This is a genomic window from Paracoccus lutimaris (assembly GCF_003337565.1).
GTDB lineage: Bacteria > Pseudomonadota > Alphaproteobacteria > Rhodobacterales > Rhodobacteraceae > Paracoccus > Paracoccus lutimaris.
Genome location: NZ_QPJL01000008.1, coordinates 1 through 13,279, shown reverse-complemented (window position 1 = coordinate 13,279; position 13,279 = coordinate 1). Strand labels below are relative to the sequence as shown.

Annotated in this window: 8 protein-coding genes and 1 tRNA gene; 4 read left to right on the top strand and 5 right to left on the bottom strand. The window is 63.8% G+C overall.

The annotated features are described in order from the left end of the window. Positions 1-49: 49 nt before the first annotated feature. The 3 genes from DFP89_RS20505 to DFP89_RS08970 form a co-directional block, all read right to left on the bottom strand. Complete coding sequence (locus DFP89_RS20505; RefSeq protein WP_220269825.1) at positions 50-1,639, bottom strand: zinc metalloprotease; 1,590 nt, start codon at positions 1,637-1,639, stop codon at positions 50-52. Positions 1,640-1,718: 79 nt separating this feature from the next. Beyond that, positions 1,719-2,027 carry a hypothetical protein gene (locus DFP89_RS20125; RefSeq protein ID WP_147273293.1) on the bottom strand — a complete coding sequence of 103 codons (309 nt, stop codon included), beginning with the start codon at positions 2,025-2,027 and terminating at the stop codon, positions 1,719-1,721. Positions 2,028-2,124: 97 nt separating this feature from the next. Beyond that, complete coding sequence (locus tag DFP89_RS08970) at positions 2,125-3,669, bottom strand: M28 family metallopeptidase (RefSeq protein ID WP_181870293.1); 1,545 nt, start codon at positions 3,667-3,669, stop codon at positions 2,125-2,127. 161 nt (positions 3,670-3,830) lie between these two features. On the opposite strand from DFP89_RS08970, the gene DFP89_RS08965 reads away from it, so the two are divergent. From DFP89_RS08965 to DFP89_RS08950, 4 genes are all read left to right on the top strand, one after another. Beyond that, positions 3,831-6,098: a DNA/RNA non-specific endonuclease gene (locus tag DFP89_RS08965; protein ID WP_114349053.1), complete on the top strand. Its 2,268-nt coding sequence runs from the start codon at positions 3,831-3,833 to the stop codon at positions 6,096-6,098. A 429-nt stretch (positions 6,099-6,527) separates the two neighbouring features. Continuing rightward, positions 6,528-6,617: transfer RNA gene (locus DFP89_RS08960), tRNA-Ser, on the top strand. 351 nt (positions 6,618-6,968) lie between these two features. Continuing rightward, positions 6,969-7,232: a DUF6429 family protein gene (locus DFP89_RS08955; protein WP_114349052.1), complete on the top strand. Its 264-nt coding sequence runs from the start codon at positions 6,969-6,971 to the stop codon at positions 7,230-7,232. Beyond that, positions 7,229-7,615 carry a hypothetical protein gene (locus DFP89_RS08950; RefSeq protein ID WP_114349051.1) on the top strand — a complete coding sequence of 129 codons (387 nt, stop codon included), beginning with the start codon at positions 7,229-7,231 and terminating at the stop codon, positions 7,613-7,615. Before DFP89_RS08955 ends, DFP89_RS08950 begins: the two co-directional genes overlap by 4 nt. A 46-nt stretch (positions 7,616-7,661) precedes the next feature. Here the strand turns inward: DFP89_RS08950 and DFP89_RS08945 are convergent, their stop codons facing one another. Both DFP89_RS08945 and DFP89_RS08940 read right to left on the bottom strand, forming a co-directional pair. Then, complete coding sequence (locus DFP89_RS08945) at positions 7,662-10,454, bottom strand: BPTD_3080 family restriction endonuclease (protein ID WP_114349050.1); 2,793 nt, start codon at positions 10,452-10,454, stop codon at positions 7,662-7,664. 4 nt (positions 10,455-10,458) lie between these two features. Further along, positions 10,459-13,197, bottom strand: a complete 2,739-nt coding sequence (locus tag DFP89_RS08940) for a site-specific DNA-methyltransferase (protein ID WP_245948632.1) — start codon at positions 13,195-13,197, stop codon at positions 10,459-10,461. Between the last annotated feature and the right edge of the window lie 82 nt (positions 13,198-13,279).

Genomic DNA, 13,279 nt, shown 5'->3' with positions numbered 1-13,279 from the left:
GTCGGAAAGGGGGAAACCCGGACCGGGCCGGGTTTCCCGATGCTGCATGTCATTGCCCGCCAAGCTGCTGCCAGGCCTCATAGGCCTGTTGCCAGGCGCTCAGCCCCTGCTCGTCCAGCTGCCCGCGCTGATAAAGGCCGGCATAGCTTTGCAGGATCGTCGCGTAATGGGCCAGCAATCCGGCCTGCGGATCCGGCGCATGCTGATGCGCCGCATCCTGCGAGCCGCTCGTGCCCAGCACGAAGGGGGTCGCGCCGGGTTGCTGCCCCTGCGCACCGCCGAAGGGCACGTTGACCACGGGCGTGCCGACAAAGGGCGGCTGGAATGGCGGCTCCATCGCGCCCTTCGGATCGACGGGCGGCTCGAATACCGTTTTCGGGCCAGGATCGAAGGGGCCGTCCTTCGGAAGATCCTTGCCGAAATCCTTCGGAGAGTCCTTACCGAAGTCCTTGGGCCGATCCTTGATGAAGTCTTTGGGCCGGTCCTTGGGAATATCCTTCGGAGAGTCCTTGCCGAAATCCTTGGGGCGGTCCTTGATGAAATCCTTGGGCCGGTCCTTGGGCAGGTCCTTCGGGATGTCCTTCGGGATGTCCTTTGGCGGATCCTTGGGCGGATCTTTGGGGAAATCCTTGAACGTGTCCTTTGGCGGTTCCTTGATCTGGTCCTTGATGACGTCCTTGGGCTGTTCCTTGATCGGAATCTTGGGTGTCAGACCGCTGCACGAGATCGATTCCCCGATCGCGCTGCGCGGCCCGTCCAGACAGGCATGCATCCGCGTGACCTGGCCCTCGGTGAACATGAACATCGCGCGGTCATCGACATAATCCATGTAATTCATGAACATGTCGCCATTCGGGCCATTGCTGCACGAGATCGTCGGGAAGGTCGGCACCTCATAGTTCGGGCCGCCCTGATTGGGTGTGTCATCGACGAAATCCGACCCCGAGCAGCCGGTGCCGTCATCGCCCCAGATATGGCGCAGGTTCAGCCAATGGCCGATTTCATGCGTGGTGGTGCGGCCAAGGTTGAAGGGCGTGGCCGCGCTTCCGGTGGTGCCAAAGCCGGTATGGGTGATGACCACGCCATCGGTCGCCGCCGGGCCGCCCGGAAACTGGGCATAGCCCAGAAGCCCGCCCGAAAGCTGGCAGACCCAGATATTGAGATATTCGTCGCTGGGCCAGGCATCCGAGCCGCCGGTCGCGGCGCGTTTGACCGCATCATCCGAGCCAAAGCTGTCCCGCGTCGTTTGCACGCGGATCACACCGCTATGGGGATTGTTCTGCGGATCGCGCGTGGCCAGCGCGAATTCCAGCCTTCCATCCGCCGCCAGCGCGGAAAAGGCCGCCGGAACGCCGGAAACATCCGGGTTGCGCTTGCGGAAGTCGCGATTCAGCACCTCGATCTGGCTGTCGATCTGCGCCTGCGAGATGTTCTGCGCCGTGGTTTTCCACACCACATGCACCACCACCGGGATGCGGGTGCAGCCGGGGCGCAGGACCATCATTCCCTCGCGGGCGCGGAAGGCCTGTTCCTCGATGCGGTCAAGACGCCGGGCATAGCTCGGGTCGGTGTCGAGAAGGCGGCGATGCACCTGCATCGTGCCGCATTCGCGTCTGGTCGGAAGGTTGTCCTCAGTCATCTGACTACTCCAATATGATAGGCCCCTCCACCCGCCGAAACGGCGGCGGCCTGCATTTCATGGTTCATCGACGCAAGGATCAGCGCTTTTTCAGGACAAGACGATCATCCGTCAGTTCGCTGATGTCGTAATCCCCGCTCCAGCCGGGCAATGCGACATGCAGCGTCCGACCCTCGCGGCTCCAGGAGCCGGCGCTTTCGGCGACGGGCGCGTCGTTCGGGCCCGCCGCCTTGCCCGTCGCCGCGCCCGAGCTGGCCAGTTCAAGCCTGCGCCTGACCCGGCGCGAGGGCGGCAGAATGTCGCTGGATGGCCGAAAGACCATCACGTCGCCGCCGCTCTCCTCGTGGATCTCGACCCAGTCGCGACACAGTTCCGCCTCGTCTTTCATGGCTCCCGTCTCCTTGCGGCGGCACATGCCGCCCTTCAGCCTTTCCGGCTCCGCCGGCGTCCGGGTCGCGGGTGCCGGCTGCGCATCGACCCTGCCGTCATCGCGGCTGGTCGAGTTGGCCACAGGCAAGCAGGGCAGACTGCCATTCGGCCCGATCGCCCGGGCTGAGCCGGCCGTCGCGGTTGAGCCGAGCATATTGCGCAAACAGCGCCTGATAATGCCCGGTCACCTGGTTTCGATGAACTTTCGCGCTTGCCTCTGCCGGCGAGACCCCAGCCCCGCAGCCGCAGCCGCAGCCGGCGGGCGGGACCGGCAGGTTGCCCGGCATGCCACCCGGCACCGTATCCGGCTGGCTTGCCGCCGCAATTCCGGCCTCGGCGGCCAGCCAGCCCGCATTCATGCGCAGGACCTGGGTGGCGTAATCCATATCCAGCCGGTCCAGCGTGTCATGGCCCGAATGGATCGCCTCATTGGCACTATCCGCCCCCTCGATGGTCAGGACGGCCGGAATGCCGGCCTCAATGAAGGGGACATGGTCGCTGGCAAACGGATTGAGCGAGGTCTGGATTGCCAGCGTGGTATGGGCCTCGGCCGCCTCGGCAAGGGCGTCGATGATGCCCTGGCTCAGCGCCGCGCCCTCAAGCATGACCGTCGGCGGCTGGCTGTTGACGCAGCCGATCATGTCCATGTTCAGCACCGCCCGGATGCGGCGGCGCTCGGCTTCGGGAAGCTCGGCGATATACTGGCGCGACCCCAGCAACCCCTGTTCTTCGCCGCCAAACAGGATGAAGACGAGATCATGGGCAAATTCATGCGGCGCCATCGCGGCGGCCAGCGTCAGCACACCGGCCGCGCCGCTGGCATTGTCATCGGCACCGGGCGCCGCCGCCGACGCGCCGCCACCGTGATTGACGGAATCAAGATGCGCGACCACCAGCACGGCACCGGCCTGGGCGCCGGTTCCCGCCTTGGTCGCGATCACGTTCAGGCTCGCCGCGCTGCCGACGGCGATGCCGCTGGTCCTTGCGGCCAGGCCGAGCGCCTCGAACCGGGCACGCGCCCATTCGGCGGCGGCGCGGAAATCGGCACTGGTCGAAAGCCGGGTGGTGAATGAGGCAAGCCGCGTCACCGCCGCCTCAAAATCGGGACGGGTGACCGCCGCGACCGCCGCCATGACCGCAGGGGCCGGCAAGCGGTCGACCCCGCGCCGGGGCCGCGGCGCATAGACCACGGCATTTTCGGGCAAGGGACGGATGGCAAAGAGCGGGGCGCGGCTGTCTCCCAGCTCTTGCGCCTCGGCGCGATCGAATTCGACGATCAGGTAGCGGCCCTTGTCCGCCAGCACATGCGCGTCTGGATAGGCGTTCTGGAACCCGCGGCCGGTCTGCATGACCAGATGCAGGTCGGATTTGCGCCCTGCATCCGAGGGGCTGGCAATCTCGAGCCGTTCGGCAATCGCGTTCCATTTCCCGTTCGCCGAGCAGACGAACATGTCACCGCCCAACCCGACCCAGAAGCCGCCTTCGGCCTCGACCGCCCTGCCCCGTTCGGCGGTTTCGCGTGCATTATCAATGCCGGTTGCCGCTTCGGGCAAGGCGTTGGGAAAATTTCTGCCGGCGAAAGGTAACAATGCAAACTTCATCGGGCCGATCCCCCGTGAACGTGCCGAGATGATAAACCAAATCAGGTCGATTCTCAAACGCAGCGGGGACCGAGCGCGTCGTTTCTGGTGCGAAGCGCTACGAATTCGTGGTAAATCTAAAGGGATTATTTTCAAAGTCATTGTGACGCGGGGAGGCAGCGATGGGCAAGGAAGACGACTTCGATCCCGGTGCGCTAGATCGGGCGCAGCAGGCATTGTCGCGCTGGCTGGCCCGGTCCAAGGTTCGCGATGGCCGCAGCGAGGCCCTGCGCGAGGGCAAGCCCACGCTGGCAGACACCCCTTCGCGGCTGGCGGCGCGGGTCAATGTTCTGGTGGACGAGGTTCGGCGCGCGGCCGAGCCCTGGCACATGCCGTCGAACCGGGTGCTGCGCGGCCTGGTCGAGCGGCCAACCCCGGTCGTCGCCGAGGAACTGACCGACCAGATCGTGAATGAGGCGCTGATCGGCACCGCCGATTTCCTTTCGGTCGAGTTTCTCGAACGCGGCGCGCTGGCGGCCCGCAGCGTCGGGCGCATCCTGATCGAGACCCCCGGCGCGCGGCAGGCGCTTGGCACGGGCTTCATGGTGGGTCCGGGGCTGCTGCTGACCAATCAGCATGTGCTGACCTCGGACCGGCGGGCCGCGCGCTGCGCGCTGCAGATGGATTACGAGCTGCGCCTGTTCGGTGCCCCGCGCGCGCCGCAGGAATTCGCACTGCAGCCCGACAGGTTCTTTCTGGCCGACGAGGAACTGGACTTTGCGCTGGTCGCGGTGGCCGGAACCAGCACGCTGGGCATGTCGCTGGATGATTACGGCTGGCTGCCGCTGAACGAGGCGCAGGGCAAGATCTCGATTTCGGACAAGGATCACGTGAACATCGTCCAGCATCCGCGCGGCGCCGAAAAGCAGGTCGTCCTGCGCAACAACCGCGTGCTGGACATGCGGACGGGCAATGACCCCAAGGACGAGATGATGGGATCGTTCCTGCATTACGAGGCCGATACCGACAAGGGTTCGTCGGGCTCGCCGGTGCTCAGCGACACCTGGCAGGTCGTCGCGCTGCATCATTCGGGCGTGCCGAGACCCCATGACAAGGGCGGCTGGCAGCGCAAGGACGGCGGCCAGTGGCGCGACGGCCAGGATCGCGAAGAGGATATCGACTGGGTCGCGAATGAGGCGGTGCGGGTTTCGGGAATCGTCGGCGCGATCAGGCTGGCGGCGCTGGAGCCGGCGGTGCGGGTCTTTGTCGACACGGCGCTGGCCGCCCGGCCGCCCGCGGGCTGGTCGATGCCCGGCCGCAAGGAAAGCGTGGTGCCGGACATGGTCGCGGTGGCGCCGCCGCAACCGGCCATGCCGGCGGAAGCCGCACCCGATCCGGCGGAAGGGCGGCAGCAGGTGATCAGTCTGGATATCCCGCTGCGGCTGACACTCTCGCTTGCGGCGCAGGTGCAGGGCAGCCATCTGCTGGCCGGCGCCGCGCCCTCGCTGCCGACACGGCCCGCGACCGCCTTTCTTGAACGGATCACCCCCGAAGAGATGGCCGATCGGCCGGGCTATGATCCGGATTTCCTTGGCTTCAACCTGCCGCTGCCCGGGACAAAGGCCAAGCCCCGCTTTGGCGGCGCGCTGCCGATCTCGCATCCCTCGCGGCCCGGGGACCGGCAGGAGTTGCGGTATCACGGCTATAGCGTGCTGATCTGCGCCGGCCGCCGGCTGGCCTATCTGTCGGCCTGCAATGTCGATTTCCTGGCCCGGGTCGAGGTGTCTTCGAACGAGGGCGGCGGAAACTGGCGTTTTGATCCGCGCATTCCCCGCGATGCGCAGTTGGGCAACAGCTATTACCTGAACAATGACTATGATCGCGGCCATCTGTCGCGCCGCAACGATCTGGCCCGGGGTCCGACCCGCGATGCGGCCATCGCCGCCAACAAGGACAGCTATTTCTGGACCAATTGCGCGCCCCAGCATTACCTGCTCAATCAATCGACCGATTTCAGCGGTGCCGATCTTCAGCTTTGGGGCGATCTCGAGAACCACATCTCGGCCCAGGGCGCCAAGCTTCGCCGCTTGTCGGTGTTCAACGGGCCGGTATTCGGCACGGCGGACAAGCCGCTGCGGGACGCGCTGGTGCCGCTGGCTTTCTACAAGATCGTCGCCTGGAGCGATGCCGATGGTCCCGGTGCCGTGGGGTTCGTCCTCGAGCAGGCCGATCTGATCGAAACGCTGCCCGAAGAGCGGCTCGACCCGGGCATCTTCTCGATCCGCCAGCGCCGGATCGAAGCAATCGGTGCCGAGTTGGACATCGACCTGTGCGACCTGTCGGCACTTGACCGGATGCCCAAACCGCGCAGCCGCGGCAAGAGTGCCACAAAAGAGGCCTTTGCCCGCGACGGAATCGAGATCACCTCGGTGGCGGATATCCTGCTTTGACGCCGAGTACCCCGTCCGGCTGCGAGCGGCAGCGGGCGAGGCGCTGACCGTCGCGCGCTCCCGCGCGCCGGGCCTCGGCAGCGTGGGGTTCTCGGTCATCGGCGCGATCTGGAACCGGCGCAAGCCTGTATCACAACCAGGTCACATCGACATACAGTGCGGCCGCGATCGCGCTGTTCCCGTGCCGTTTCGCGAGGTTGTGCGGCCCGTCGCGCCCATTTTTCGCCCGGCACCCTTGATCGGCATGGCCCGCAATGCCGTCGCACCATCTGCAGCATGCTGGGGCGGTACACCCTTGATGGGCGTTTCCAAGATGCGCTGGGTCAGGAAACCGCGAAAAGCAGAGGAAAATCGTGGCGATATGCGACCGGTGACAGCCAATCCAAAAACCCCTTGTTTCCTTGTTCCTTGCCCCATATACGAGGCGGCGGAGACGTGGCCGAGTGGTCGAAGGCACACCCCTGCTAAGGGTGCAGACGGGGAACCGTCTCGAGGGTTCGAATCCCTTCGTCTCCGCCACTTGACCTTGCGAAAGCGTTCTCCCGATCCGGCTGCGGCCGGATTTTTCCGTTGTTTTCGAGGGTTATGTCGGAAGGGCTTTGCACTGGCGTCCTCGCCACAGCAGCCGGACACGTTCTCTAAGGGCCCATATTCTCCGGACCTCTCGACTGCGCCCATTCAGTGTAGAGCCCCTAACTAGTTGAAAGTATAGGGACAGTTCCTCTCGCCACCTGAACACTTCGATGTCAGTGGCACTTGGGGAACGGAACAGGCGTCCAACCCGTTCCTTCCCCCTCCAGCCACGCAAATCCATACCGCCATTGAGAATTTTCGGGAACGACGGCATCCTTTCGGTGAAGGAGTCCATATATGGCGGAACCGAAGCTCGACACCGATAAGCTCGACGATGCGGCGCTGGCGATCCTCAGCCTGACGCTGCATGACGGCAATCGGGTCTGGAAAGGGATCGACTGGTCGATCACCGACCGGCTGCATGCCAAAGGGCTGATCCACGATCCGATCGGCAAGGCGAAATCTCTGGCCCTGACCGAAGCCGGACTGGCCCGAGCGGAGTCGGCTCTCGCCGAGTTGTTCGTGAAGCGGTCGGACGATCCAAAGAGGTCGGAACGATGAAACCGGTCGACGAGGAGCGCATCGCCGCCCGGCTGGCGAAACTGATGGCGATGATCTGTGTGCGCAACACGGGGATCGAGAAACTGCACGCCGGGACCGTCCCGGTCAGCCACACGGGTGACTGTTCGGACGTGTTCATCACCGATGCCGACGGCCGCCAGATTCCATGGCCTGATGCTTCACACATCGACGACGACCAGATGCGAAGCCTGATGCGACAGATCGTCGACCGACTCTACACCTTTCACCTCAAGGTTGACGATCAGGAGTTTCGCGATCATCTTGACCGTTGGCTGACCGTCGCCGAACGATGGGACGAACCGAAGCTGGATGAGGCCTTCCTTGCGACCAACACCGGCGGGGAAGCCAAACTGCCGAGATAGCCATTCGCGGTCAGGTCGGGCTTCGACGGATGGTCGCCGGATCCCACTATGAAACGGGATCCACAACGGCTGAGTGCTTCGTGACAATGTCCTGAATTTCCGCGGGTTTGAACGCGACATCCCATGCCCAATGGCCGAACCCGCCCGCCGCGTTGACCGCCTTCACCCACTCGTGCAACGCGTCCCGCTTGGCCTTGTTCTGGGGGCTGTCGGTGCCCTTGATCTCAAGCGCCAGAATGGTGCCGCTGGCAAGGCGCACGAGGAAATCCGGAACATACCGGCGCCGTGAACCGGCCCACATGTAGTAGATCTGGAAGCCGAGATGATCGTTTTTGGCGTAGGCGATGACGTCTTCGCGCATCTCGAAGATGTTCGCGGCATGTCCCTCCCAGGACGAATCCCCGACCAGGTGGCTGATATGCGACTTGGTGGTCGGAAAGCACGGCTTGGTGGTGTACCAGGTCCGCATCAGGCCGGTGGCGCCGATCGGGTTTTCCTCGTCGAACACCGGCGTCAGGCGCTCCGTGTTCTGCTCGGTCACGTTGCTCAGCACATGCTGAACGACAAGGTCGATGTTGAGTGCGATCAGAATCCGCCGCCGAAGCGGGTCGGAGTGGAACAGCGACGGGATGTCGAGGCGGTCGGAGTTGAGGAACGCCTCGACGATCCTGACCAGCTGCGCCGCCAGATACTCGTGGCTACCCGAAAAACCGTGGCTGAGTTCGGCGAAGGCCTTTCGTGCTGCCTGAAAAACAAGACGTTGCAGACGGAAGCCGTCTGGCAGCTTCTCGAGGTCAATCGCTGTCACCTTGCCCATGTCGGTCGCGCCGCCGAGCGCCGGAGCCAGTTCCGCGCTGATCGGCGTGCTGGCGGGGTCGAGCACGAGCGGTGTCACCTTACCCCAGTCCATGGCAAGTTGCGGTCTCACGACCGTTTCAACCCGCAGCACGTTCGGCCAGCGAAGCTCTAGGTTGGCCCGCTCGGGCACGACTTCGATCTGGGTGGTCGGCTTCGGAGGCGGCGGAGCTTCCCCGCCTTCGCCTGTTTCCGAAATGGAAAGCGGCACACCGAAGACGTTGACGTATTCGGGCAGGAACAGGCCATTCTCGTCCGTGTCGTAGGACACCCGACGCAATCCTCGCCCGACGACCTGTTCGCAGAGCAGCTGGGATGTGAAGGCGCGGAGACCCATGATGTGCGTGACGTTCTTGGCGTCCCATCCCTCAGACAGCATCGCGACCGATATGACGTTCTGCAGGTCTTGTCCGGCCGCTCCCCGCTTCCCGACATTGTCCACGATCTCGCGCAGCAGTTCTTCCTTCTTCAGGGCGCGGAACTGCTGGCGGCGGGTCTCGGGGATGGTCGCGGCGTCGATGATCGCCTTCAGTCGCGCCTCGTAATCCTTGTCGGATGTCGCGGTCTCGCCGATCTCAGCCTTCTCCAGCACCTTGGAATCGACCCGGAGCGTTCGTGTCGGTGCGTGCAGTTCGGGCCAATGCGCATCGCCCTTGTTGAAATAGGTCTCGATGCGGGCTGCGGTTTCGGTGCGGTTGCAGACCGTCAGCATGACCGGCGGGGAATGATGCCCGGCCTCCTGCCATTGCGCCCGGGTTTCCCGCCAGTCGGCGCCGAGCAGCGTATAGGCGTCCTGGACCAGCTTTGGCAGCGCCTCATGCGCTTCGGCCTTGCGGTTCAGGTCTTCGGAAACGGTCGGGTCGCGGTAGATGTGGTAGAGCTTCGAACGCAGCGTCTTGGCATCCGGAACCGCATCGTCGCGGACAACGACGCGCGGCGTCTTGACCAGCCCGGCCTCGATCGCGTCGTTCAAGCCGAAATCCGAGATGATCCAGTCGAACAGCGCCGTGTCGGTGCTCTTCTTGCCAGTCGGCGCGAAAGGCGTGGCCGAGAGGTCGAAGCAGCGCTGGATGCGCCGGGTTTTGTGGATGCGGTCGAGGCCTTCGATCCAGCGCGTTGCCTCGTCGAGGTCGATGCCATGCTCCTCGGCATGCTTCTTGCTGATCTTCACCTCGGGCGGCTTGCGGTAGGCGTGGTGCGCCTCGTCGTTGATGACGATGATATCCTTGTGCGCCGCCAGCTTGCCCAGCACGCGCCGCGTGAAGGCCTCGTCGGACTCGCGCCCTTTCTTCACCACGGATCGCTCCGCTTCCTTCAGCGGCATCAGCGTGTGCCAGTTCTCGATCAGCACCTCCGCATGGTTCAGCTTCTGGCGCAGGGCCTCGGACGGGCACAGGTTGAACTCATCATAGTAGCTGCCCTCGCTGGGCAGCAGCACCTGCAGCCGCTCCTTCACGGTCAGGCCGGGCGCCACGATGAACACCGCGCGGCTGAAATCCTTGTTCCGCTTCGGATAGGTCAGCGCGTTCAGCACCTGCCAGGTGATGATCATCGCCATCACCGTGGTCTTGCCCGCGCCCGTCGCCATCTTGTTGCAGAGCCGCTCCCACACCCCGCCATCGCCGGGGATCGCGATGCCCTGCTTGTAGGCCTCGGCACCTTCGACCCACCAGATCAGCGTCTCGATGGCCTCGAGCTGGCAGAAGTAGAACGGATGCTGCCGCGCCTCGCGGTCGTGCCAGTGCTCCAAGAGCTTGCGGGTGACGATGGTCACGCCGGGCCAACCGTCGTCGCGCCATTGATCCACGCGGGTGCGGATCGTGTTCACCAGGTCCAGCACCTCAGTGCGCTTGGTGTTGTTGCGCGCGTCAAAGACCTCGTAGCTCGCTGGGCGTCGCTCAGGCTTGATCTCCAGCTTGCCGCCCTTGGCCTCGACCCAATGCTGGCCTGGGCAGACGAAGGGCGAATTGATGATGAGGGACATGGGCTTATCCCTCCAGCGACATGATCTTGAGCGACTCTATCCCGCGATCATCGACGATCTTGACCGCGATCCGGCGGTTCTCTCCCGCCTCGAAGGGCAGCGAGACGGTGCCGTGGAACTGCTCCAGCAGGTCCTCGTCCAGTTCGGCCCGCACGGTCTTGCGCAGGCGGTTCCAGCCGCCCTTCGCATCCGCCATCGGGAAGAACACCTGATGCGGCATCAGCGAACGATTGTCGTAATCCACGTCAAGCGACCACATGGCGATCTGCTTGGTGCCGCCCGAGACCAGATCGCCCTTGCGCGGATCGAAATAGTCGAAGCCGTTGACCTGCACCTCCCACAACCCGTCCTTGCGCTTGCGCAGGTCTACATCGGGCTGGCCCATCAGCCAGAACGACTGGTTGGAACTGCGGCCCTTCTTCAGATCCTCGGTCAACAGGTCGGTGTTCATCTGCGCCTTTAGAAGCGTTACGCCCGGCCAGTTCACCTCGTCGATGTCCTTTGCTGCCTCGGGGTCGAAGGTGAAGGCGCAGAACAGGATGAACTTGGGCGACGGGCGCAGGGTCTCGGCCTCGGTCAGCGCCAGTTCCACCTGCCGCTGCTCCAGCGCCGCGTGTTCGGGGCCGAAGCTGACGACGACGCGTTCGCCCGTCTCGGCCAGCGATCCGCTGGCGTGGATGTGCTTCAGCCCCGGCAGCGTCTCGAACTCGGCGAAGCGAAGCATCGCGCCGCCCTTGCCGCGCACGCCGGTCTTCAAGAGTTCGTCGCGCCACAGCGCCTGGCGAGAGGTCTCGCCGGAGCGGGCGACGGTCTCGTTGGCCTCTTGCGGGGACAGGCTGTCGTCCAGCGACAGGACGGTCGGCGCCGGCACCGCCTCGACCGAGAAGGGCCCGCAGATGCGCAGCTTGGATCGGTCGATGCGCGGCTTGTCGTAGAGCGTTTCCTGCTCGGCATGGTCGGCGATGGACTGGTCCATGCGGCGCTGCATCGCCTGACGGGCGGTGTGGAAGGCATCGAATGGCGCGCGGGCAGCCTCGGGCCAATCGTCGGGCCAGTCGAAGGGCACCTCCCATTCGTGCAGTGTGTCGCCCTTGGCGAAGTCCACCGGCTTGCCCTTGCGCGCGCCCTGCGTTGGCTTGAGCGGCCTCGGCGGGGCGGCGATCAGCGCTGCGTTGAGGCTCTCCAGCGCCACCGTGATCTTGGGGTGGTCCTCGTCGTAGATCGTATCGATATCGGGGTTGTTGGCGATGCTCTTGAGGGTGATGTGCGGCACCGTCTCATAGTCGAACCCGCCACCAAGCCCCTCTTGGCTGTAGCGGAGCGCGTAATAGTCGAAGCTGGCGGTCATCAGCCGCTGCTTGGCCAGCGTAATCGCGACGCGGGACGTGTCGCAGGTGATCCAGCGCCGCCCCCATTTCTCGGCGACGAAGGCGGTAGTGCCGGAGCCGCAGGTGGGATCGAGCACCAGATCGCCGGGATCGGTGGTCATCAGCAAGCAGCGTTCGATGACCTTAGAATTGGTCTGGACGACATAATTCTTGGGATCGCCGAAGCCTGCGGTCGTAGTGTCGTCCCAAAGCCTATTTATGGGAAACTTTGGAAAATCGTCGATGAAGCGGACATAGCGAAGGGTATTTCCAGCCGCGTAAAGTTTTCGCGCTCGACCGAGCTTCTGCATGCCGTCGCGTGTAGTCTTCCATCCACTCTTGGTGTTTGAGAAAATCTGCCCATCGAATTCCCAGTCAAAGAATTGCGGTCCACCCGAGCTCTGTGATGTCAGATTATCGGGCGTAAATGCTCTTGCGTCTGGACTATCCTCGTCGCGAAGGCGGCGACGTTCACCGCTTTCGTCCTGCATCATTGAATAGCCAGAGCCGCCATCACCTCCGACCTGCTTGTCGCGATAGAGTTGACGATATTTCACCTTCTGCCGGTCTTTGGCGTACCAAACGAGGTAATCGGAGACCTCCGCAAGGACCTCCGTCCCCCCCGTGGGACTTCCTGCTCCAGACGTCTTCTTGAATGTGATAATCCCTACAACCTGTTTGGCCCCAAACACCTCATCCATGATTTCTCGGACGTGATGCAGGTTGTCATCGGATATTTGCATGAAAACGGAACCGGAATCCGCAAGCAGTTCCCGCGCCAGCATCAGCCGGTCGCGCAGATAGGTGAGGTAGGAGTGGATGCCGAGTTCCCAGGTGTCCCGAAATGCCTTGATCATCTCGGGCTCCTGGGTGAGGTCCTCGTCCGAGCGGTCCTTCACGTCGCGCTTGTTGGTGAAGGGCTGAAAATTCGACCCGTATTTGATGCCGTAGGGCGGGTCGATGTAGATCATCTGAACCTTGCCGCCCATGCTCTCCTTGGTCAGGAGCGAGTTCATGACCAGCAGGCTGTCGCCCGCCACCAGCCGGTTCGACCAGCCCTTTTCGTGGTGGTAGAAATCCAGCGCCTGGCGCAGCGGCAGGTTCTCGAACGGCGCTGCGAACAGGTCCGGTTGCCGCCATTGCGTCGCGGAATCCTTCCCCTTCAGCCGCGTCGCCGCATTGGCAAGGATCGTCGCCGGGTCCACCCGTTCATGGACATGGAGCGAGACGGTATCGACTTCGACGCTCGTCCGCTCCGCCTTGCCCGTCCAGTTCAGATAGGGCGCCTGCAGCCGCTTCAGTTCCTGAAGCGCGTCCTTCATCCGCTCGGCATCGCCTGAGGCCAGTGCATCGTCGATCAGCCTGTTGATTGCCACTGAGATTTGACCCGGCATTGTCACCGAGAACTGACCCACCCAGTGGTTATGTTCTGCGTGTTATGATGGCGTCAATGCTAGT